We start from the raw sequence: 22,574 nt of genomic DNA, 5'->3' as shown, positions 1-22,574 counted from the left end.
GGCGGAGAAGCCATGCGCGGGCCCGTCGGCTGGTGGCGCGGCAAGAGCACGACCGCCAAGGTCGAGGCGTACACACGGTGGTCGTTCCACATCTTCGCGCTGATCGAGGCGGTCACGGGCGGGCTGATGGTCCTGCTCCAGGTGGGCCCCCACCCGGCGGCCTGGCTGGCGGCGGCGGTCACCGGGCACGCCGCGCTCTGCGCGGTGACCGCGTCCCGTGCGCTCGACTGGACCCGCGGCCGGCGTGAGCAGCCCCTGCGGCTGCTGTGGGCGCTCGGCGCGGTCACCGCGGTGCTGGCGGTCCTCGCGCTCGGCGTGCACGCGCACGGCCGGGGCGAGAACGTGGACACCGCGGCGGGGCTGGCCTTCGCGTGCGTGCTGGTCTTCGGCGCCGGCACCATCGCCCTCGGGGTGCGCACCCGGCGCCGGGTCGCCGCGGTGGTGACGGGCTTCGCGGCCGGTTCCGGAATCGTCGCCTTCCCCCTGGGGATGCCGGGCCCGGCCGCTCTGGCCGACGCGGTCATGGTGCTGGTCGGAGGCGCGTTCCTGGCCTTCACCTCCGTCTTCTCCGTCTGGCTGCTGAACGCCGTCTACGCGCTCGACGAGGCGCGGGAGACCCGGGCCCGGCTCGCCGTCGCCGAGGAGCGCCTGCGGTTCGGGCGGGATCTGCACGACGTGATGGGGCGCAACCTCGCGGTGATCGCGCTGAAGGCGGAGCTGGCCGTGCAACTGGGCCGGCGCGGCCGGCTCGAGGCGGTGGAGCAGATGATCGAGGTGCAGCGGCTGGCCCAGGAGTCGCAGCGCGAGGTCCGTGCCGTGGTCCGCGGCTACCGGGAGGCCGACCTCGCCGCGGAACTCGCGGGCGCCCAGGGCGTCCTGGCGGCGGCCGGCATCGACTGCGCGGTCACCGGCTCACCGGCCGGTCTGCCCACGCCGGTGCAGTCCGCGCTCGGCTGGGTCGTCCGGGAGGCCGCCACGAACGTGCTCCGGCACGGAGACGCCCGGCGGTGCACGGTGTCCCTGCGCGTGGCCGACGGCCGGGCCGAGCTGACCGTCGAGAACGACGGGGTGCCCGAGTCCCCCGCCGGTGACCGTCCGGGCTCCGGGCTCGCCGGTCTTCGTGAACGGCTGTCGGAGCTCGACGGCACCCTGCGGGCGGGGCCCGCGGGACGCGGCCGGTTCCGGCTGACCGCGAAGGTGCCGCTGCCGCCGCCCGCCGCCGGTCCCCCGACCGACCGTCCGTTGAGCGAGGCCACCCGATGACGACGTCCACCGTGCCCGTCCGGCTGCTGCTGGCAGACGACGAACACCTGATCCGCGGCGCGCTCGCCGCCCTGCTGTCGCTGGAGGACGACCTGCTGGTCGTCGCGGAGGCGGCGAGCGGACCGGAGGCGCTGGCCATGGCCCGGGCGCACGCGCCGGACGTGGCCGTGCTCGATCTGCAGATGCCGGGCGCGGACGGTGTGAAGGTCGCCACATCCCTGCGGGCCGAAATGCCGGACTGCCGGGTGCTGATCGTGACCAGCCACGGACGGCCCGGACATCTGAAGCGGGCGCTTGCCGCGGGTGTGCGCGGGTTCGTCCCGAAGACCGTCAGCGCCCAGCGGCTCGCCGAGATCATCCGCACCGTGCACACCGGAAACCGCTACGTCGACCCGGAGTTGGCCGCCGACGCGATCTCCGCCGGGGACTCCCCGCTGACCGCGCGGGAGGCCGAGGTGCTGGAGTTCGCCGCCGACGGGGCACCGGTCGCGGAGATCGCCGAGCGGGCCGCGCTGTCCCCGGGGACCGTACGGAACTACCTGTCGTCGGCCGTGACCAAACTCGGCGCGGAGAACCGACATGCGGCAGTACGGCTCGCACGGGAGCGAGGTTGGGTATAGTTGGCCTCGCGCCACGGCGCAGTGCGGACGTAGCTCAGTTGGTAGAGCGCAACCTTGCCAAGGTTGAGGTCGCGAGTTCGAGCCTCGTCGTCCGCTCGGGAAAAAGACCCCGGTCCATCGGACCGGGGTCTTTTCGTTCCCTACGACCAGCTCGTCCCCGTCAGCCGCTCGTACGCCTCCACGTACTTCGCCCGCGTCGCCTCCACGACCGGCTGCGGCAGCGGCGGCGGGGGCTGCTCGCTCCCGCGGTCCCAGCCGGACTCGGCCGACGTCAGCCAGTCGCGGACGTACTGCTTGTCGTACGACGGCTGCGCGCGGCCCGGCTGCCACTGGTCGGCCGGCCAGAAGCGGGAGGAGTCCGGGGTGAGCACCTCGTCGGCGAGGACGAGCGCCTCCCCGTCGAAGCCGAACTCGAACTTGGTGTCGGCGAGGATGATCCCGCGGTCGCGGGCGATGTCCCGGGCCCGGCCGTAGACGGCGAGCGTGGCCTGGCGCAGCTGGGCGGCCGTCTCCGCGCCGACCTGGCGGGCCACCTCCTCGTAGGAGACGTTCTCGTCGTGCTCGCCGACCTCCGCCTTGGTGGCCGGGGTGAAGATCGGGGCGGGCAGCTCGGAGCCGTCGGTCAGGCCCTCGGGCAGGGCGAGGCCGCAGACCGTGCGGGTCTGCTCGTACTCGGCCAGGCCCGAACCGGTGAGGTAGCCGCGGGCCACGCACTCCACGGGGACCATCCGCAGGGACTTGCAGATCAGGGTGCGGCCCGCCCAGTCGGCGGGAGCGCCCTCGGGCACCTCGGTGGACAGGACGTGGTTCGGGGCCAGGTCGGTGAGCCGGTCGAACCACCACAGGGACAGCTGCGTGAGGATGCGGCCCTTGTCGGGGATCTCGGTCGGCAGCACCCAGTCGTAGGCGGACATGCGGTCGCTGGCGACCATGACGAGGTCGCCCGCCTCGTTCTGGTACAGGTCGCGCACCTTGCCGGTGTGCAGATGCACCAGGCCCGGAACCTGGATCGGCTCGGGCTTTTCGACGAATCCGGACACGGTTCCTCCCCGTGGTTCTGTCCAATGGACCGATTCTCCCGTATCGGACATCGATCCCCGGCAGCGGGTCAGTCGCGCTTGCAGATGCGGTCCAGGAGGTTGGCGGTGGCGCGCTGGATCCGGGCGTCGACGTGGCCGGGGCGGTCCAGGGCCGGGGACCAGGCGAAGGTCCCCGCGGCGAAGACCAGGGCGCCGGAGGGCGCCCGGTACAGGGACGTCTCCTGGTGGCGCGTCACGCCCTCGCCGTCCGTGTACGGGGAGTGCGAGAGCAGGATGCGGTCCTGGTACTCGGGCAGCGGGGTGCGCGGGAAGTAGCGGTCGGCCTCGCCCGCGACCAGGCCCGCGATCTCCTCGCCCTCCCCGGCCCCGGTCGCCTCCCACAGCCAGTGGTCGGCGTTGCGGACGACCAGCGGGTGCGGCTCGGGGACGCGGCCGGCGTACTGGATGCCGACCAGTTGCTGCTCGGGCCGGTCGATCTCCCGCCACAGCACCGACCGGCCGGGGCCCTTGCGCTTGCGGCAGGTCAGCAGCCGGTCGGGGACGCCGGACGGGGAGGCGCCCAGTTCGACCTGCCAGTACATGGTGTTGGCCGAGAGGAAGACCAGGGACGTGCCGTTCTCGCGGGCGAGTTCGACGGTGCGGCGCATGCTCACCGACCAGTACTCGTCGTGGCCGGGGAAGACCAGGCCGCGGTAGCGGGTGGGGTCGACGCGGCCGGCGTGCAGGTCGCGGGCGTCGGCGTAGGCGAGGTCGTAGCCGTAGCGCTCGGCCCAGCGGATGACGTCGTAGGCGTGGCCCACGTGCAGGGGCAGGCCCGCCCCGGCGTAGGGGCGGTCGAAGGAGACCGTGGTCGCGGCGTCGGCCTCACCGAGCAGCCGGCCGTGCTCGTCCCAGGCGTGGTAGAGGCTGGCGCCCGTGTGGCCGTCCTCCGGGTAGAGGTTGTAGGCCTGCCAGGTGATGTCGGGCAGGAGCAGCAGCAGGTCCGCGGGGCGGTTGTCGCGGACGGTGAACGGGATGTGGGAGCGGTAGCCGTCGTCGGTGGTGAGCACGGCCACGTAGGCGCCGACGCTCCAGTGGGACGGCACCTGCAACCGCCACGACAGCCACCAGTGGTGGCAGGAGACGGTGCGGTCGGCGGTCAGCGGCGGGGGCTGGACGATGCCGGACAGCCGCGGACTGGTGGTGATCTTGGCGGCGCCGTCGCCGCCGTAGTGCCCGATGCGGTAGATGTCCACGCCGAACTGCTGGGGCGGGTCGACGGTGACGTGGAAGTCGATCGCCTCGCCGGGAGCGACGGCACCGGTGGAGACGAAGCCCTTGATCTGCCGGTGGACGTCGTCGGCCGAACGGGGACCGCCGCCGGAGGCGCGGGGAGCGGGCACGCGGGGGCCGCCGGACCTGGTCCGCGGGGGCGGCGTCTGCGGGGGCGTCTGCGGGAGCGGGTCCACGTACCAGGGGACGACGTGGCCGGTGTCGTCGAAGTACGTCTCGCTGCCGCGCAGCCAGGGAACGGGGCCCAGGCCGAAGGGATCCGTCACGGCGTGCGCGAGAGCCCCCGACTCCCAGCGGCGAATCTGCTCCGATCCCATGCCCGATCCCCTCCCTCGTGCCCCCGTGGTCTGTCCTGCGGCGGTGCGGATCTGTCGGTCTTGTTCCGGCCGTGGCTGTCGTATGTCGCACGGACTTGCCACGTGCGTTATCGGTCCCAGCACATCACATAACGCGCGCATGCTGTCACTATTCGTTGCGAATTGGCCGAAAGTGGAAGCGGGGGATCCGGTAGCGCGACCGCCGGGTCGGCTTCGGTCCAGGTCAGACCAGCCGTACGGGCTTTTCCGGACGTATGCCCGAGTCGACCAGCCAGTTCCGCAACGGGACCGGGTCGCCGTCCTCGACCAGGGCGAGGACCTTGGGGCTGAGATCGGCGGCCCTCTCCCCGTTGATGAGGAGAGCGGGGCCGTCGAGCCAGTCGAGGCCCGGGGAGGCGTCGGCGGTGTCCATCGCGGCGCAGCAGACCATCGCGGTGACGTGGTCGGCGAGGAGTTCGCGGCCGGTGCGGTGCGGTTCGAGCGGGAAGAGGGGCAGCGAGTCCTCGTTCCGCGGCGGCGTACCGGCGATCTGCCCGGCTCCCGTCGGCGCCGTGCCCGCCGGGGGCTCCGACGCCTCCTCGCGGGCCAGCTCGGCGCTGATGCCGGCCGCGAGTGCGGCACCTCGCTCGCTGCCGAGGCCGGGGGCCTCGTCCGGGGTGAGGGGGTCTTCGGGGGCGGGGGGCTCGCCGGGGTGCCTGTGTCCGCCGGGGTGTTCCCCGTGATCCAGGTCTTTCCCGTGTCCTGGGCGTTCCGGGCGCTCTGGGCGTTCGTCGTGTTCTGCGGGCTCTTGGTGCTTGGGGCGCTCGCGGTGTCCGTCGTGCTCGCCGTGTCCGCCGGGCTCGTCGGACGGATGGTGCGCGATGTGTGTCTCGTCGTCGTGGGCCGGTCGGGGGTCGTCGGCCGGTTCGTCGGCCGGTTCGTCGGCCGGTTCGTCGGCCGGTTCGTCGGCCGGTTCGTCGGCCGGTTCGTCGGCCGGTTCGTCGGCCGGTTCGTGGGCCGGTTCGTGGGCCGGTTCGTGGGCCGGTTCGTGGGCCGGTTCGTGGGCCGGTTCGTGGGCCGGTTCGTGGGCCGGGAGGACCGTCCGCTCGCGGATCTTGCCGGAGGTGGTGGAAGGGGCGGCGGGGGCGGCAGGGGACGGAGCGGACAGGTGCTCCAGGACCCGGGCCAGGGTCGGTCCGTGCGGATCGGCGGCCGAACCGGGGGAGCGGCGGACTCCCAGGCGGTCCAGGACACGGTGGAGGCGAGCCGCATCGGTACGCCATTTGCGGTCGACGACCTCGTCCGGGTACTCCTGCCAGTCCACCGGGCACCAGTCCCGGCCGCGCTCGGCCGGGCCGCCGTGGAAGAGGCGCGCGGCCAGCAGCGAGGCGGCCTCGTCGACGGCGCCGGGCTCCTCCAGCAGGTCGCAGGCCGGGCGCTCACCGAGCCGGGAGGTGAAACCCTCGGCCAGGCGGTCGCGGCGGGACAGTTCGGTGAGGGCCGCGACGACACCGGCGTCGAGACGGGAGGGCCAGCGGCCCATGCGCCAGGCGGGGAGCGCGACCCTGGTGAGCAGCCGGTCCCAGCCCGCGTACGCCAGGCCCACCTGCTCCTGGGCGGCGATCCTCAGCCCGTAGTCCACAGCCTGTGCGCGTTCCGCCGCCGCGGCCGCCACACCGCGCTCCATCAGGGCCGCGTGCTCCCGGCAGCCGCGCAGCAGCAGCCGGGCCACCCGGCCGAGTCCGGCGTACACCGAGCGGACCAGAGGAGGGCGGCCGGGTGCCGAGGCGACGGCCACCGCCGCGTCCAGACCACGGACGAAACGCCGGGCCGCGGCTATGTCCGGGTGCGCCGAGGGTCCCGTACCGGCGACGACCGGGGCGAGCACGGCCCGCAGCTCGCCGACGCGCATCCACCACAGGAACGGGGAGCCGATGACGAGGACGGGCGTCTGCCCCGTACGGCCCGGGCGAGCCGGGGACAGGCCGCGCAGCACGTCCGGCTCGCCGTGCGGGTGATCCTGCCCGGCGGGTGGGCCGTGGGCCGGGTGCGTACGGTCCTCCAGCCAGCTGTCGCAGTCCGGGGTGAGCTCTATGGCCGACGGGGCGGGGACGCCGAGGCGGTCGGCCAGCTCGCGCACCAGGCGGTACAGGTCCGGGGCCGACTTCTCGGCTATCGGGACGGTCGGGGTCATCGCGGGGCGGGCCCGGGCCACGACCAGCCCGATGCCCGCGGCCAGGAGCAGGACGACGACCGCGACGGCGCCGACCACCCAGCGGGCGAGGTCCCAGCCCCGGCCCACGAGGTGCCCGGTCGAGCCGCCGGCGAGCAGGATCACGGCGAGGGCTGCGGGCAGCAGGGCGACGGCGAGTGCCCGGCTGCGCACGCGCAGCACGGCCAGGGCCCTGGAGCGCGCGGCCTGGACACCGACCTCCACACCCATACCGGTCACGACCGCCCGTCACCCCCTCCCGACTGTCCTGGCGTTGCTCATTCCCCCACTGTGGCACCCATGACTGACATCGCAATGCCGGTGGGCCAAGTGCCGGAATGCCTGCGCGCACACTAGTTGGGCCCCCGGCCCGCGTCAGCCGGATGGAGTATTGGTCACTCGATGGAATGGCTTTGGTCAGAGCCGGACGACAGAGCGCAATGATCAGGCCCCGACTCGGGGAGCCGGGGCCTGCTGTTGGGGAGACGTGCTGTTCAAGACGTGCTGTTCAAGACCTGTCGTTCAGGAACAGGGCCGGTGCGGAGGAAGGGGCGGGTGCCGCGTCAGGCGTCCGCCGCGGCCCTCGCCGCGATGTCCGAGCGGTGCTGGGACCCGTCGAGGCGGACCCGGGCGACGGCGGTGTACGCGCGGTCGCGGGCCTCGGTCAGGTCCTTGCCGGTCGCCGTGACGGACAGCACGCGGCCACCCGCGCTCAGCACGGTGCCGTCCTCGCGCCGGGTGCCTGCGTGCAGCACGTACGCGTGCGGGGCGTCCTGCGCGGCCACCTCGTCGAGGCCGGTGATCGGGTCACCGGTGCGCGGGGTGCCGGGGTAGTTGTGGGAGGCGACGACCACCGTGACGGCCGCGTCGTCGCTCCAGCGCAGGGGCTCCAGGTGGGCGAGGCCGCCGGTGGCGGCGGCCATGAGGACTCCCGCGAGCGGGGTCTGGAGGCGGGCGAGGACCACCTGGGTCTCGGGGTCGCCGAAACGGGCGTTGAACTCGATCACGCGGATGCCTCGGCCGGTGATGGCGAGGCCCGCGTAGAGCAGCCCGGAGAACGGCGTGCCGCGGCGGCGCATCTCGTCGACGGTGGGCTGAAGCACGGTGTGCAGGACGTCGTCCACGAGCTTGGGGTCGGCCCAGGGCAGCGGCGAGTACGCGCCCATGCCACCGGTGTTGGGGCCCTTGTCGTCGTCGAGCGCCCGCTTGAAGTCCTGGGCGGGCTGGAGCGGGACGACCGTCTCGCCGTCGGTGACGGCGAAGAGGGAGACCTCGGGTCCGTCGAGGTACTCCTCGACCACCACGCGGCCACAGGCCGCCGAGTGCGCCCTGGCGGCCTCGATGTCGTCGGTGACGACGACGCCCTTGCCGGCGGCGAGCCCGTCGTCCTTGACGACATAGGGGGCACCGAAGGCGTTGAGGGCCGCGTCGACCTCCTCGGCCGTCGTGCAGACGTACGAACGGGCCGTGGGCACGCCTGCCGCGGCCATCACGTCCTTGGCGAAGGCCTTGGAGCCCTCAAGCCGCGCGGCCTTCCCGGAGGGGCCGAACACCGGGACGCCCGCCTCACGCAGGGCGTCGGCGACCCCGGCGACCAGCGGGGCCTCGGGGCCGACGACCACGAGGTCGGCACCCAGCTCGGCGGCCAGCGCGGACACCGCCGCGCCGTCGAGGGCGTCGACCTGGTGCAGCTCGGCGACCTCGGCGATGCCGGCGTTGCCGGGCGCGCAGTGCAGCGCGGTGACGGCGGGGTCGAGGGACAGGGAACGGCACAGGGCGTGCTCGCGGGCGCCGCTGCCGATGACGAGGACCTTCACGAGGTCAGCCTAACGGCAGCGGCCCGGGGCCCTTTGTGCGGGCCGCCGAGGAGAGGGCGGGAGGGCGTTCGTAGGTTTCTCCGAGCAGGGAGGGCGCGAGCAGGCCGGGCCGGACCGCTCGAGCGGGCGGGCCGGTCATGGGCCTGCCTCCCCTACTCCGTCGAATACTCCTCGACCACCGTGGCGCCCAGTTCCCGCACGATCAGTTCGTGACCGGACAGGGCCGACTCGTCGAGATCCGGGTCGTCGTCCTCGGGAATGTCGTCCTCGGGGGCGACGGGAGGCGGCTCCGGGGCGGAGAACGGTGGTGCCGGGGAGGGGGCGGGCGCGGGTGCCGCGGCGGACGGCGGCCGGTTCGGGGCCGCGGCGGGGGCGGGCGCCGCCGGAGCCGCGGGCTGGGTAGCAGGCGTACGCTGCGCTGCCGCGCCGCCCCCACCCCCGTAGCCGCCGCCACCGGGAGCCGGACCGTAGCCGCCGCCCGGGGGCTGGGGACCTGAGCCGCCGCCTCCCGTCGGGTCGACGACCGCCTCGATCTTCCACTGGACGTTGAACTGCTCGGCCAGCGCCTGGCGCAGTACGTCCTCGCTGCCGCTGCTCGCGAAGTTGTCGCGGGCGCCGGCGTTGACGAAGCCGATCTGGAGGGTGGTGCCGTCGAAGCCGGAGACATGGGCGTTCTGGCTGAGCAGGATCCAGGTGAAGCGACGGCGGTTCTTCACCGCTTCGAGGACGTTCGGCCAGAGGACCCGGGGGTCGAGCCCGCCGGCTGCCGGGGCCGGTGGGGCGGAGGAGACCGGGGCGGCGGCAGGCCTCGCCGCGGGTGCCTGCGGTGCGGGCCCCGGGGCGCTGGACGCACCCGGCGCCTGCCCGCCGCCCGGTGCTGCCGCGGTGGGCCAGCCGCCCGGCCGCCGGCCGCCGCCCGCGGCTGCCGCCGTGGGCCAGGCACCGGGCGAGGCGGGTGCGGCGGGTGCCGCGGCGGACGGTGGGGAGGCGGGCGCGGCGGGCGGAGCCGTCTCCTGGGAACGGTCACTCGCGGCCGGCGCAGGGGGTGCGGGGGGTGCGGCCGGCGCAGGGGCCGCGGAGGGCGCGGATGCGTCAGGGGTGCCCGAGCCCCGTACGGCCGCCCGTGCCGCGGCGGCCCCGCCGCCCGGCGGAACAGGAGGTACGGCAGGCGCCGCACCCGCGGGACCGCCCACCGCGATCGGCGCTCCCCCGTGCACCTCGGGTCCGGGCACATACCCCATCGCGGGCGCACCCGCGCCCGCGGAGAAGCTGACGCCGCGCTCGATGCGGTCGAGGCGGGCCATCACCGACCGCTCGTCGCCGTAGGCGGCGGGCAGCAGGACGCGGGCGCAGATCAGTTCGAGCTGGAGGCGGGGCGAGGTGGCGCCGCGCATCTCGGTCAGGCCCTCGTTGACGAGGTCGGCGGCGCGGCTCAGCTCGGCGGCGCCGAAGGACCGGGCCTGGGCCTGCATCCGCTCGACGACATCGGCGGGGGCGTCGATGAGCCCCTTCTCGGCGGCGTCCGGAACGGCGGCGAGGATCACCAGGTCCCGCAGCCGCTCCAGCAGGTCCGCCACGAACCGCCGGGGGTCGTTGCCGCCCTCGATCACATGGTCGACGACCTCGAAGGCGCCGGAGCCGTCCCCGGAGGCGAAGGCCTCGACGACGGAGTCGAGCAGGGAGCCGTCGGTGTAGCCGAGGAGCGAGGTAGCCATGGCATACGTCACACCTTCCTCCCGCGCACCGGCGAGCAGCTGGTCCATGACGGACATGGAGTCACGCACGGATCCGGCGCCGGCCCGCACGACGAGGGGCAGCACCCCGTCCTCGACGGGGATCTCCTCCTTCTGGCAGACCTGGCCGAGGTAGTCCCGCAGGGTGCCCGGCGGCACGAGACGGAAGGGGTAGTGGTGGGTGCGCGACCGGATGGTCCCGATGACCTTCTCGGGCTCGGTCGTGGCGAAGATGAACTTCAGGTGCTCCGGCGGCTCCTCGACCACCTTGAGCAGCGCGTTGAAACCGGCCGACGTGACCATGTGGGCCTCGTCGATGATGTAGATCTTGTACCGGCTGCGGGCGGGCCCGAAGAAGGCCTTCTCGCGCAGGTCACGGGCGTCGTCCACACCACCGTGCGAAGCGGCGTCGATCTCGATGACGTCGATGGACCCCGGGCCGTTCCTGGCCAGGTCACGGCACGAGTCGCACTCCCCGCAGGGGGTGGGCGTCGGCCCCTTCTCGCAGTTCAGGCACCGGGCGAGGATCCGCGCGCTGGTCGTCTTGCCGCACCCGCGCGGACCGCTGAACAGGTACGCGTGATTGACCCGGTTGTTCCGCAGCGCCTGCTGCAACGGGTCGGTGACATGCTCCTGCCCGATGACCTCGGCGAACGACTCCGGGCGATAGCGGCGGTACAGCGCGAGAGACGACACGCATACGAGGTTATAGGCGCCCACCGACAACGTGTCCGGGCCGTGGACGCAAGCGCCCCCCACGCACCCGCCAGAGCCGACCTACCCTTGCTGCCTTCCGGCCCTGGGGGAGTTCAGTCAGATAGCGCCGCGTGAGGGGCTCCGCACAGAGTACCCGATCCCGGGCACCGGCAACGAGTTCGCGAGCACTCCCCCGAGTCATGTAATGTTTCCGGCGGAGGATTCGCCTAGAGGCCTAGGGCGCACGCTTGGAAAGCGTGTTGGGGGCAACCCCTCACGAGTTCGAATCTCGTATCCTCCGCAGCCGCCCACCTGGGCAAACGTAGGGTCCGACCGCGATGCGGTCGGACCCTACGTCGTTCGGTGGTCTCAGTTCTGGTCTCACTTGCTCCCTGCAGCCGTCCCGGAGAACTCGGCCTGGTCGTTTGCCAGAGGCCGGCACCCCGGGCCCGTGGTCAAGCCGCCGAGGTAGTCCTCACCGAAGGCCATACGGCCCGCAGAGACCCCGCGACCAGAGATGGATCAGCACGCGCTGCCTGATCACCGTGGCGTCGCAAGTCTGCCGATAGCGCCCTGAAAGGCGATGCACCGCCGTAGCATCAAGGCTCCGCGCCTCCCGCGCGGCGCCAATCTAGCCACCGGTGCCAGGAGCAAGCTCTGTGCCTGAGATCTTTGACAACCTCGACGATCAACAGTTGGGGACTGCGCTAAAGCAATCGCTGGCTGGCTGCGCCACCGTCGATGTCGCGACCGGGTACTTCGACATGCGCGGCTGGGATTCGTTCAAAGACCTCGTCGACTCCAAGCGCGAGGCTGAGGGGGTTGGCGAGGCCAGGGGTCCGGTGGTGCGCCTCCTCGTCGGTATGGTCGCCCCCAGCGACTCGGACACCATCCTCGAGTCGTTGCAGCGGGACGTGCAGTCCCCGCATGGCGACGGCGAGCAGTACCACGACATGGAGACAGCACACGCGCGCAAGGAGCAGCTGGTCAAGCACCTGCGCAATCAGCTGATGCGCGGGCTGGCAACCAAGAATGGCCGCGCCACCCTGGACACCCTGCGCAGGCAGCTGGCTGATGGCCTAGTACAGGTGAAGGTGTTCACCGAGAAACCGCTACACGGGAAGACGTACATCTTCCACAAGCCCGGCGACCACCACACTCCTCGATTCGCCTATGTCGGTTCGTCCAACTTCACCGGCGCAGGGCTCTACAGCAACCTCGAACTGAACATCGAGGTCCCTGACAAGGACGCGACCCAGAAGCTTGCAACATGGTTCAACGACCGGTGGGACGACCCCTTCTCTCTCACCATCACCGCTGAGATCATGGACCTGATCGCGGCATCTTGGGCTGGCGACCAGCCAACCCCATTCGAGGTATACCTCAAGGTCTGCCACGAGTTGTCCCAAGATGCCCGTACTGGCATGGGCTACGTCCTGCCACCGTCGATGAAGAACCTGCTGCTCGACTACCAGGAGACGGCGGTGCGTACCCTCGCACGCCGGATAGTCCGGCGGGGCGGCACGATGCTCGGCGACGTTGTAGGCATGGGCAAGACCCTCACGGCCATCGCGACCGCCCTCATGCTGCAGGGGGCCGAGGACTACTCCACCCTCGTCCTGTGCCCGAAAAACCTCGAAGCGATGTGGAATAAGCATCTGGAGAAGTACGACGTCAACGGCCGCGTTGTGCCCTACTCGATGGCCGCCAAGCGGCTCCCTGAGCTGAAGCGGTTCAACCTCGTCATCTGCGATGAGTCACACAACCTACGCAACAACACACGCATCGACTACGAGGCCATCCACCAGTACATCCGCGACAACGGCGCGAAGGTACTGCTACTGACTGCAACACCGTTCAACCTGGCTTTCACAGACGTCGCCAACCAGATAGGGCTCTACCTCGACGATGACGACGACCTGGGTATCGAGCCCACGGTCGCGCTGGGAAAGGAGCCCGGCCTGCGGGCCAAGGTCGATGGCAAGACGACCACGCTCACCGCGTTCCGCAGGTCGGCTGAGGCCGAGGACTGGAAGCGTCTCATGAGCGACCACCTCGTGCGCAGGACCCGGTCATTCGTCAAGCGATCCGCGAAGACGGAGTCGGTCATCGCACCGGACGGGACCACAGTCGAGCGGGAGTACCTCGAATTCGCCAACGGACAGCGGTTCCACTTCCCGACACGCGTACCGCGTCCGCTGGTGCACGACTTTGCCGAGGACGATGTCGCCCGGGAGATGGAGAGCGACGCGACGCTCGACGCAGTGGCCTCGTTGCTCCTGCCCCGCTACCGACTGTCTTCGTACGACAACCCAAAGGCTAAGCACACCGACACGGATCAGGCGATCCTGGACGACATCCGCTCCGGCCGGGGCAATGTCGTCGGCTTCGTCCGTACCGGCCTCTTCAAGCGACTGTCCTCGTCAGGGCACTCGTTCATCGTGTCACTTACGCGCCAGCGGGCCCGCAACGATCTGTTCCTGTACGCGATCGACGAGGGGCTCCCCCTACCCATCGGCACGTTCACCGACACCCAGCTGCAGTTCACCGACCTCGACGCCGACTCCGAGGCCGAGTCCGACGGCCCTCTGCTGCACGGCGACATGGCCAGCCGCTACGAACAGCTGAAGCACTCACTGCCCAAGAACACCAAATGGATCAACTCCACGGTGTTCACGCCAGCACTGCGGGCCGACCTCCGGCGGGACAACGACACCATCGAGGCTCTGCTCACCCGGTTCGGAACCTGGGACGTCACCCGCGACTCCAAAGTCAACCGGCTTGTAGACCTGCTGCGTCACGACCACCCGGGTGAGAAGGTCCTAGTGTTCAGCGAGTACGTAGACACCGCCACTTACGTCGCCCAGGCGCTACAGGATGCCGGCATCGGAAAGGTCGGGCTCGTCAGCGGCAGCACCGCCGATCCCGCTGAGATCGCCAAACGCTTTTCCCCTCGCTCTAACGCATTGCCCGACGACGAGCATGACCCTTCAGCTGCACTGTCTCCCGACGAGGAGCTGGATGTCCTGGTCGCCACCGATGTTCTCTCCGAGGGGCAGAACCTCCAAGACGCGCACATCGTCGTCAACTACGACCTGCCTTGGGCGATCATCCGCATCATCCAGCGGGCAGGCCGTGTCGACCGCATCGGCCAGGCTTCCGACCACGTGTACGTGTACCTGATCACTCACGACAAGGTGGAGCGGCAGATCAATTTGCGCCGACGGATCAAGCAGCGGCTTGCCGACAGCGCCCAGGCATTCGGCTCAGACGAGCAGTTCTTCGGGTCCGACCGCGAAGTCGAGATCCTTGAGGATTTGTACAACGGCAAGCTGTCCGACACCGACGAAGACGAAGGCGAAGCCGACGCCGTCAGCGAGGCGTACCTGGTGTGGTCTCACGCCACCGAGCGGTACCCCGACATCGTCCAGCGCGTCCTCGCCTCGCAAGACAACATCGGCAGTACCCGCTCCCCGCGGGTTGCAGAGACCGGCAATCAGGTCGCCTGCTTCATCAACACCCAGTCCGGCATCGAAGCGTTCGCGATCTCCGCCCCTGGCCCGGACGGAGTGATGAAGGAGAGGCTCGTGACTCCGCTCGAGGCCCTGAGGGTGTTCGAGGCCGAGCCCGACACCCCAACACGGGAATCACTGGGCGACTTCTTCGAACGGGTCGAGCAACTGGTACACGGCCCGCTGACGACGGAGGCGGTGGCCGAGGGGAACCTCAAGGGCACCCGTAAGCGGGTGTGGGAGCGGCTGCACGGCAGCACTGGCACTCTGTTCACGGATCAGGCGCGTGAGGCACTCAATGCCTTGCACGAGCGGCCCCTGACCGAGCACGCCAATGCCAGGCTTCGGATCGCCTTGCGGAACCGGTACAGCTACGACGACCTCATCGACGTGCTGAACCAGCTCCACGAGGACGACCGGCTGGTCATCAGAACCAGCGAATCTGACCCCATCAAGATCGTCTGCTCGATCGGAGTGACCCCTGCATGAACGACCGCCTGATCGAGCGCGTCGAATCGCACAGCTACCGCGACTTGTTCCTCAAAGACCTGCATTGGTCCGCGCCCACGCATAGGCAGCCCGTTGTTCTCACGAGCGACGAGGGCGAGTCGATCGCGGCTGAGAACGTCTCCAGCTACAAGGGCGTCTCCGTCTGGGTGTGCCCTCAGCGGCCAGGGACAGCCCTGGAAGCCCAGCTCGACCAGCTGATCGCTAAGCAGTCGGTCGACCGGCTCATCATCTTCCACGACGGAAACGAGCAGGTCTGGCGCTGGCCCGTGCGCAGGTCCACGGGCGGCGGCACAACCACACGGCTCTCGTCACACCGACACGTCAAGGGGCAGGAAAACCCCAACTTCGCCCACCGGCTCGACTCGATCCGTATCGACTGGAACCGACCGCCAGATGCAACCGGGCTGATCGCGCAGGTGCGGGAAGCCTTCGATGTCGAAGCGCAGAACGAGACCCGTCATGCTTCCAAGCTCATGGCCCGCATGTACACGTCACTCGAAGCGTGCGGGACCCCGGAGCACGATATCTCCGTTAGCCTTGCCCGCATTCTCTTCCTCATGTTCGGCGATGACACCGACATGTGGCAGGCAGGTCTCTTCCAGCGCTTCATCGCCGCCCACACCCAGCCCGATGCCTCCGACCTAGCTGACCGCCTGAACGAGCTGTTCACCTGGCTCGACACCCCCGATAAGGTCAGGAGCGCCCCACCGGATCACCTTCGCGGCTTCAAGTACGTCAACGGTGGGATCTTCAGCGAGAAGATAAGCCTGCCACCACTACACCCTGAGTTTCGGGAGACTGTTCTCGAAGCATGCCAGCGGGACTGGGCCACCGTCAGCCCCGCAATCTTCGGGTCTATGTTCCAGTCCGTTCGAGACGCAAAGACACGGCGTGACCTTGGGGAGCACTACACCTCCGAGGAGAACATCCTCAAGACGCTAAACCCGCTCTTCCTCGATGATCTACGTGCCGATTTCGAAGTCGCCAAGACCAAGACCAACGAAAAGCTGGCACTCACACGCCTCCGCAACCGGCTGGGAGACATCAGGTTCCTCGACCCTGCTTGCGGTTGCGGCAACTTCATCATCATCGCCTACCGTGAACTGCGGGAACTTGAGCTGCAGATCATGGAGCGACTGCAGGAGATCACTGGAGATGATCCCCTCTTGCTGGCCAACGTCGGCCTGAAGGTCAACCTTGAAAACTTCTTCGGCATCGAGATCGATGAATGGCCAGCAAAGATCGCTGAAACAGCGATGTTCCTCACCGACCGCCAAGCCGACCTTAAGCTCATTGAGCGCCTCGGCTGGGCACCCGACAGACTTCCCATCCAGCGCCAGGCCACTATCGTCTCAGGAGTGAGCGCCCTCCAAGTCGACTGGGCATCGATCCTCCCACCGAGCGAGTCGGTCGTGGTAGCCGGCAATCCACCATTTCTTGGGATTTCCCTGCGTTCCACCGCGCAAACCCAGGAACTGCAGGAGGTCTGGGGCGCGCGCTACCACGGCACCTTGGACTATGTCACTGGCTGGCATGCAAAGTGCCTCGCCTATTTTCGAGGAATCGAGGGTAAATGGGCCTTCGTCACCACGAACTCCATCACTCAAGGCGAGGCTGTGGCCCCGCTTTTCGAACCGATCCTGGAAGAAGGGTGGCGAATTAAGTTCGCCCACCGCTCATTCCGCTGGACTTCCGAGGCGACGGGCCAAGCCGCCGTCCACTGCGTGATCATCGGATTCACCAAGGGGAAGGGCAGGCCAAGACTATTTGACTACACGACGCTTGCCTCTCAGCCGGTGGAACAGCACAACGTCACCAACATCTCGCCCTATCTGTTCGACGGGCCGAGCGTGCTCGTCACACAGAGCACAAAGCCGATCAATCCTCAGATGGGCGAGGTGGTCTACGGAAACAAGCCGACTGACGGCGGCTGGCTAATCATATCTCCTGAGGATCTCGAAGCGGTGCGCTCCGATCCGATCGCCGCGCGCTTCGTGAGGCGCTATATCGGCGCCCGTGAGTTGCTACACGGCGTTGACAGGTACTGCCTGTGGCTTCCAGACATGACTCCCCAAGAGGCTGATGAATCTCCGATACTGAGAGAACGATTGGCTGGTGTCCGGGAGTTCAGGCTAGACAGCAAGGCTGCTTCGACGCGCGCTTCATCATCAACTCCTCATCTTTTCCGCCAAATCTCGCAGCCATCCACAGCTTATCTCTGCATCCCAAGGCACGTTTCGGAGAATAGACCATTCTTCCTTGCAGCTAGATACGCACCGGAAGTAATCACCAGCGATGCCAACTTCCTGGCCGAAGACGAGGATGGATTCGTATTCGCCATCATCTCATCATCGATGTTCATGACGTGGCAGCGTACGGTCGGCGGCCGAATTAAGTCGGACTTGCGCTTCAACAAGCTGCTGACATGGAACACCTTTCCCCTACCCCACGTCAGCAACGATATACGGGATTCCATAATCCAGGCGGGAGCCCAGGTTCTTCGCGAACGCGAGTCGCAGGCCAAAACCTCACTGGCTTCTCAATACGATCCGTCGAAAATTTCCGAGGCGCTAATTGAGGCGCACCGCGCACTCGATAACGAAGTCGACCGAGCATTCGGAATCGACTCTCACAGTGCCACAGAAGCCGATCGACAGCGCACTCTTTTCTCAAGGTACTTGAAAATTACCTCAACCCAACGCAAGACAAAGAGGTAAGGGGCAACTGGATCAACTTTTCCACCTCGGTGCAGTGAGGGCTCTGGTCCGGGCCGTCAGATCGGTGCAGTGCCCGGACCAGAGATAGATCACCACTCGTCGGTATCGCCGTACCTGCCCGGGTTCTGAGCCCGGTCTACCGCCTGTGCGCACGCTTCAGCAAAGGCTTCCTCGACGGCCTTCTTGTCCGTTCCTCGCACCTGGGCCTCGACCTCCTGGCCCAAGCCGGGGCGGCGAGCGGTGCGCCAGGCCGAGGCGCGGTCGGTGTAGGCGTCGGTCTCGAACTCCCAGGCCGGCACTGACCACTGCTCGGGGAGTCCGGTCGCCGCGCGTTCCCCGCCGGGGAGGAACAGGGCTCGGGAGTAGAAGACCACGACCCGCTCTGGCAAGCGGTCGCGGATGGCGCTTACTCCGCCGGCGCCCTGGCGTTCCCAGCGCCAGCGGTCCCATGCCTCGACCTCGGCGGTGCGGTCGGGCCAGTCCTCGCTCCACCGGGCCACGATCTCGTCGGCGTGCTCGCGGTGGAGGAAAGGTACCCGCCTCTCGCCGAGGCGGGCGACGTACACCACCAGTTCGGCGGGGACGGGGCTCTGGCCAGCACCCGGCGAGACACTTCCCGCAGTCTGGTCCGTGCCCCACAGGAGGCCGCCGACCTTGGCAGCGGTGTCCTTGAGGACGCGGCTGGTCAGGTGCTGGTAGCGGCGGCGCATCCGGGCGGACTTGCCGGGCTCCCAGCCCATGATGGCATCGACGACCGCGTCGGGGACACCGAGGATGAGCAGGACGGTCGCCGCGGTGTGGCGGGCGTCGTGGAGACGGGCATCACGGACGCCAGCGGCCTTCAACAACTCCTTCCACTTGTGGTAGTCGGTGTTCGGATTCAGGGGCTCGCCAGTGGGCGAGGTGCATACGTACCCCTTCTCCGTCCACAGGTCACGGGCCAGGGCGCGCTCGCGAGCCTGCTCCTCCTGGTGCTGGCGCAGGAGCTGGAGGAGCTCGTCGGGGACGCCGATGGGGCGCTGGCCGGCGCGGGACTTGGCGTTTTTCGTCTCGCGCCGGGTGTTGATCTTCTGCGGACAGTAGCCGGGCTTGCTCCGTCCGCACTTGTCGCCGCAGCCGTGCTTGTAGCGGGGCCGCAGCCGGCCACGGCGTACGCGGATGACGCCGAGTTCGAAGTCGATGTCGTCCCACTGCATGCCGAGGGCCTCGCCCTGGCGCAGGCCGAGGGCGAGCGCGATGACCCAGCGGGCGGTGTTGCGGTGCTTGCCCGCTTCGGCGAGGAGCTGCTGAACCTCCTCGACCGTGTACGGCTCGACCTCCTCCTCTTCGACCTTGGGGGCCTTGGCGATGGAGGCCGGGTTGGTGGTGAGGTGCCGTCGCCGTACGGCCTCGTTGAGGGCTGTGCGGACGGTGCGGTGGGCTTGGTGGGCGGTGCCGACGGCACTGCCGTTCGCCTGCATCTTGCGGTAGAAGCGCTCCAGGTGTTCGGGCTCCAGCTTCTCCAGGCGGTGCGCGCCCAGGCCGGGGATGAGGTGGTGGTAGACGGCCACCCGGTAGCCGTCGATGGTGTTCTCGCCGACGCTGGGCGCGGCGATGTTCTCCACCCAGTGGGTCAGCCAGGTTTTGACCGTCCAGGTCTGCCCGGCCTTGCGCACGCCTGTGGAGTCGCGCTGTCTCTCCAGGTCTCGTACGACCTTGGTGACCTCGGCGCGCGTCTTGCGGCTGACGTGCCGGCGGTCCGGGGTGCCGTCGTCCTTGACGCCGACGGTGACGCGACCGTGCCAGCGGCCGTCCTTGCCAAGGTAGATGGACGAGGCGCCGTTGGGTTGGCGGGGCGTGCGGGGCTTCTTGGTCTGTGCCATGGGCGCCCGCCTCAGGCCGCGGCGTCGAAGTCCGTGGCCCGGTGGCGACGGGCTAGGAATTCGCCGAGGGCCTCGGCGGGGATGCGTCGCAGGCTGCCGATCTTGACGGAACGTATCTCTCCGGAGGAGACGTACTCGTACATTTTCGTCCGGCCGATGCCCAGACGGCGGGCGGCCTCCTCGACGGTGAGCCCGACGAGGGTGGGGTCGCCGGGTTCGTCACCCCGCTCGGCCATCAGGGCACGCAGGGCCTCTTCGGGGACGCCGAGCAGCTGGGCGATCTGGGTGACGGGCAGGGGGAACTGGGACAAGAGGGCTCCTCACCCCGGTCGCGTACGGAGCGCCAACTCCGGTGGGACCGGTCGTGGTGGTGGGTGGTTGGGCGGTTGCGCTGTCGCGCTTGATGATGTGCCGCGGTGGAGGGCTCGGTGTTCGCAGCACCGAGGGCCTGGCGGCGAGCCGACTACTCGTCTACGTCGGCGTTGGCGGCCGGCGGGTTGAAGGCGTCGCCGAGCCAGCGGATCAGCCTGGAGCTGGCGCCCTTGTGGCGGTGGAAGTCGCCGTTGGAGGCCGCGTCGAGTTCGTGGGCGAGCAGGTTGCGGACCATGGTGTCCTGGTCCGGGTGCGCCTTGGTGTACTCCCGGAGCTGGTCCTGGATGGCGTCCATGGACTTGCCCAGGGACCGCCATTCCTTCCACAGCTCGACGTACTCGCCGACCAGCCGCCGGATGATCGGGTTGGCCATCTGTCCTGGCGGGCTGGCGAGTTCGTCGAGGGTCATGTCGAAGACCTTGCAGAAGCCGAGCGCCTCGTCGGTGTTGACCCGGCGGCGCGGCTTGCCGCTCTCGATGCGCCAGATCGCGGACTGGCCTACGGGGTGGCCAGCCTCGGCCATCTTCTCGGCCAGGGTGACCGTGCTCCAGCCGCGTGCCTCGCGCTCCAGCTTCACGCGTTCGGCGATGTTGTTCTCGACCGGGGGCCGGTCGCTCACCGTGCGCACGGAGTCGTCGCCTTTGCCGCTGGCCATGCTCACCTCCTCGTTCGTGCGGTCGTCCGGGCGTGGCCATACCCGTACGGCCTCGGGTACACCACTAAACACCGTTCGGGAGGCGAATGCAAGTAGATGTTTCCCGAATGCGCTGATAGGGTGGTGCCGTCCACCGGTGAACGCGGGTGGACAACGCAGAAACCCCCGGTGCTGCGAACACCGGGGGTGAAGCGGAGATCCTCGCAACCGCCCAACCATGACGATCTGGACCGGTGGCCGGAGTTGGCGCTCCGTATGGCCTGCCGGGAGAGGAGTCCTATGGCCCAGAGTACGGGCCTGTCACCGCAAATGCCATCCCGCCGGCCCGCGGCCACGACCGCCGAGACGATCGTCGACGGTCCGGGCGAACCGCCGTACGCCCTGGACGCCGAGCAGGCGGTGCTCGGCGCGTGCATGCACCACAGCGACGCCGTGGACGAGGTCCGGGCCATCCTGGACGCCGCCGACTTCTACCGGCCCGCGCACGAGACGGTGTGGCGGGCGCTGCTCGCGCTGCGCTCCGCCGACGCGCCCACGGACCCCATCGCCCTGACCGAGCACCTCACGGGAACCGGCGATCTGAACCGCATCGGCGGTCGCGTCTACCTGCACCAACTCGCCGGTGCACCGCCGTCGGTCGGAAACGCCGGCTGCTACGCGGAGATCGTCCGGCGCAAGGCCGACCTGCGCCGCCTGCGCGAGACCGGCCTCCGCTTGATCCAGAGCGTCACGGAGCCGGGCGCCGACCCGGACGAGATACGCAACGCCGCCGAAGCCGAGGTACGGGCCGAGCGGGAACGCGCCCTAGCCTCCGGCACCGGACGACTCTCCCGGTACCTGGTGAACGGCTGGGACTTCGTCACGAAGACCGCCGACATGAAGCCGATCTGGGGTACCCCGGCGCAGACCGCCTGGGCCTCCGGCGAGAGCCTGATGATCGTCGGCCCGCCCGGTGTCGGCAAGACCACCCTCGCCCACCAGGTCGTCCTCGCCCGCATCGGCCTGAAGGACACCGTCCTCGACATGCCGGTCGTGCCGGGCAAGAAGGTGCTGTACCTGGCGATCGACCGGCCCACCCAGATCGCCCGCGCCCTGGCCCGCGCGGTCGATCCCAGGCATGAGGCCGTCCTGCGCGAACGGCTCGCCGTCTGGCAGGGGCCCCTGCCCGCCACCCTCGACAAGGAGCCCGATCTCCTCGCCGACCTCGCCAATGCGCACCAGGCCGACACCTTGGTGGTCGACAGCCTCAAGGACGCCGTCAGCACCATGGTCGACGACGCCCTCGCGGTCGCGTACAACAACGCCCGCGGTCGAGCCGTCCAGAACGGCATCGAGGTGCTGGAGCTGCACCACCAGCGCAAGTCCGGCGCCGAAACCCCCAAGGGCCAACGCCCCACCCTGGACCGGGTCTACGGCTCCACCTGGCTGACCTCCGGCGCCGGCAGCGTGCTGTTCCTCGACGGCAAGCCCGGCGACCCGGCGGTCACCATCCACCACCTCAAGCTCGCCACCGGCGAGATCGGCCCCCTCCAGGTCGCCCACGACCACGAGCGCGGCACCACCACCGTCGACCCCGCACTCGACCCGATCACGCTCCTGCGCGCGGCACGCGGCGGCCTGACCGTCCGCGAGCTGGCCGGCATGCTCTCCGGCGAGACCAGCCCCGACCGGGCCGACGTCGAGAAGGCCCGACGTCACCTCGAACGCCTCGTCAAGGCCGGACTGGCCACCAAGGCCGACGGCACGGCAGGCGGCAACGGCGGCGGCCAGCAGGCCCGCTACCACGCCTCCACCCGCCACATCGGCGCCGTGTCCTGACCGCCCGCACCACCGCCTGAACCGTTCACGCGACCGTACACGCACCCCTCGCACGCACACGCCCCGGAAAACCGCTCACGACGTGCACGCTCACCGCAAAGGTGCAGGTAGAGCGATCACGCGAGCGTCCACGCCGCACACGCGCCCAAGCGATCACGCGCGGGGCCCCCTTTAGAAGG

Annotated in this window: 12 protein-coding genes, 2 tRNA genes, 1 other RNA gene and 1 pseudogene; 7 read left to right on the top strand and 9 right to left on the bottom strand. The window is 69.5% G+C overall.

The features are described 5' to 3' along the window. The first annotated feature begins 12 nt into the window (after positions 1 to 12). From ACIOWN_RS11270 to ACIOWN_RS11260, 3 genes are all read left to right on the top strand, one after another. Positions 13 to 1,263 (top strand): histidine kinase, encoded by a 1,251-nt coding sequence (locus ACIOWN_RS11270; protein ID WP_362356101.1) that lies wholly within the window; start codon positions 13 to 15, stop codon positions 1,261 to 1,263. Further along, positions 1,260 to 1,883: a response regulator transcription factor gene (locus ACIOWN_RS11265; RefSeq protein ID WP_362356099.1), complete on the top strand. Its 624-nt coding sequence runs from the start codon at positions 1,260 to 1,262 to the stop codon at positions 1,881 to 1,883. Before ACIOWN_RS11270 ends, ACIOWN_RS11265 begins: the two co-directional genes overlap by 4 nt. A 23-nt stretch (positions 1,884 to 1,906) precedes the next feature. Beyond that, positions 1,907 to 1,979, top strand: a tRNA-Gly gene (locus ACIOWN_RS11260). Positions 1,980 to 2,023: 44 nt separating this feature from the next. Here the strand turns inward: ACIOWN_RS11260 and ACIOWN_RS11255 are convergent. The 6 genes and pseudogenes from ACIOWN_RS11255 to ffs form a co-directional block, all read right to left on the bottom strand. Next, the gene (locus ACIOWN_RS11255) at positions 2,024 to 2,923 is read right to left on the bottom strand and encodes a phosphoribosylaminoimidazolesuccinocarboxamide synthase (protein ID WP_362356097.1); all 900 of its coding nucleotides are present in this window, start codon (positions 2,921 to 2,923) and stop codon (positions 2,024 to 2,026) included. A 68-nt stretch (positions 2,924 to 2,991) separates the two neighbouring features. Then, entirely contained in the window at positions 2,992 to 4,512 is a 1,521-nt protein-coding gene (locus ACIOWN_RS11250) for a N,N-dimethylformamidase beta subunit family domain-containing protein (RefSeq protein WP_362356095.1), read from the bottom strand. Between the two features lie 942 nt (positions 4,513 to 5,454). After that, positions 5,455 to 5,763: pseudogene (locus ACIOWN_RS11245) on the bottom strand (PT domain-containing protein); the annotation flags it as partial. 1,503 nt (positions 5,764 to 7,266) lie between these two features. Continuing rightward, on the bottom strand, positions 7,267 to 8,520 hold the full coding sequence (gene purD, locus ACIOWN_RS11240; protein WP_401981671.1) for a phosphoribosylamine--glycine ligase: 1,254 nt from the start codon (positions 8,518 to 8,520) through the stop codon (positions 7,267 to 7,269). A gap of 152 nt (positions 8,521 to 8,672) precedes the next feature. After that, positions 8,673 to 10,949: a DNA polymerase III subunit gamma and tau gene (locus tag ACIOWN_RS11235; protein WP_362356091.1), complete on the bottom strand. Its 2,277-nt coding sequence runs from the start codon at positions 10,947 to 10,949 to the stop codon at positions 8,673 to 8,675. Between the two features lie 48 nt (positions 10,950 to 10,997). Next, positions 10,998 to 11,092, bottom strand: an RNA gene (ffs, locus tag ACIOWN_RS11230) — signal recognition particle sRNA small type. A gap of 73 nt (positions 11,093 to 11,165) precedes the next feature. On the opposite strand from ffs, the gene ACIOWN_RS11225 reads away from it, so the two are divergent. The 3 genes from ACIOWN_RS11225 (at position 11,166) to ACIOWN_RS11215 (ending at position 17,688) form a co-directional block, all read left to right on the top strand. Next, positions 11,166 to 11,250 (top strand) — tRNA-Ser (locus ACIOWN_RS11225). A 358-nt stretch (positions 11,251 to 11,608) separates the two neighbouring features. Further along, positions 11,609 to 14,950, top strand: coding sequence for a helicase-related protein (locus ACIOWN_RS11220; protein ID WP_401981668.1), 3,342 nt, complete (start codon positions 11,609 to 11,611; stop codon positions 14,948 to 14,950). Next, entirely contained in the window at positions 14,947 to 17,688 is a 2,742-nt protein-coding gene (locus ACIOWN_RS11215; RefSeq protein WP_401981666.1) for a class I SAM-dependent DNA methyltransferase, read from the top strand. The genes ACIOWN_RS11220 and ACIOWN_RS11215 overlap by 4 nt, the downstream gene beginning before the upstream one ends. Positions 17,689 to 17,777: 89 nt before the next feature. Here the strand turns inward: ACIOWN_RS11215 and ACIOWN_RS11210 are convergent, their stop codons facing one another. The 3 genes from ACIOWN_RS11210 to ACIOWN_RS11200 all read right to left on the bottom strand — a co-directional run bounded on the left by ACIOWN_RS11210 (position 17,778) and on the right by ACIOWN_RS11200 (position 20,577). Next, positions 17,778 to 19,550 (bottom strand): tyrosine-type recombinase/integrase, encoded by a 1,773-nt coding sequence (locus ACIOWN_RS11210; RefSeq protein ID WP_401981663.1) that lies wholly within the window; start codon positions 19,548 to 19,550, stop codon positions 17,778 to 17,780. A gap of 11 nt (positions 19,551 to 19,561) precedes the next feature. Then, positions 19,562 to 19,861 (bottom strand): excisionase family DNA-binding protein, encoded by a 300-nt coding sequence (locus tag ACIOWN_RS11205; protein WP_401981660.1) that lies wholly within the window; start codon positions 19,859 to 19,861, stop codon positions 19,562 to 19,564. Between the two features lie 152 nt (positions 19,862 to 20,013). After that, on the bottom strand, positions 20,014 to 20,577 hold the full coding sequence (locus tag ACIOWN_RS11200) for a helix-turn-helix domain-containing protein (protein ID WP_401981657.1): 564 nt from the start codon (positions 20,575 to 20,577) through the stop codon (positions 20,014 to 20,016). A gap of 279 nt (positions 20,578 to 20,856) precedes the next feature. Here ACIOWN_RS11200 and ACIOWN_RS11195 point away from each other — a divergent pair, with 279 nt between their 5' ends. Beyond that, on the top strand, positions 20,857 to 22,395 hold the full coding sequence (locus tag ACIOWN_RS11195) for a DnaB-like helicase N-terminal domain-containing protein (RefSeq protein ID WP_401981655.1): 1,539 nt from the start codon (positions 20,857 to 20,859) through the stop codon (positions 22,393 to 22,395). Positions 22,396 to 22,574 lie beyond the last annotated feature (179 nt).

The sequence above is a fragment of the Streptomyces sp. NPDC087787 genome (assembly GCF_044743035.1).
GTDB lineage: Bacteria > Actinomycetota > Actinomycetes > Streptomycetales > Streptomycetaceae > Streptomyces.
Note: the sequence above shows the minus strand (reverse complement) of the source record. Positions and strands in the feature narration are given on the sequence as shown.

Bases quoted from the DNA above. Each gene is read 5' to 3' on its own strand.
- ACIOWN_RS11270 (WP_362356101.1), top strand. From the start codon at position 13: ATGCGCGGGCCCGTCGGCTGGTGGCGCGGCAAGAGCACGACCGCCAAG.
- ACIOWN_RS11265 (WP_362356099.1), top strand. From the start codon at position 1,260: ATGACGACGTCCACCGTGCCCGTCCGGCTGCTGCTGGCAGACGACGAA.
- ACIOWN_RS11250 (WP_362356095.1), bottom strand. From the start codon at position 4,512: ATGGGATCGGAGCAGATTCGCCGCTGGGAGTCGGGGGCTCTCGCGCAC.
- ACIOWN_RS11215 (WP_401981666.1), top strand. From the start codon at position 14,947: ATGAACGACCGCCTGATCGAGCGCGTCGAATCGCACAGCTACCGCGAC.
- ACIOWN_RS11210 (WP_401981663.1), bottom strand. From the start codon at position 19,550: ATGGCACAGACCAAGAAGCCCCGCACGCCCCGCCAACCCAACGGCGCC.
- ACIOWN_RS11200 (WP_401981657.1), bottom strand. From the start codon at position 20,577: ATGGCCAGCGGCAAAGGCGACGACTCCGTGCGCACGGTGAGCGACCGG.
- ACIOWN_RS11195 (WP_401981655.1), top strand. From the start codon at position 20,857: ATGGCCCAGAGTACGGGCCTGTCACCGCAAATGCCATCCCGCCGGCCC.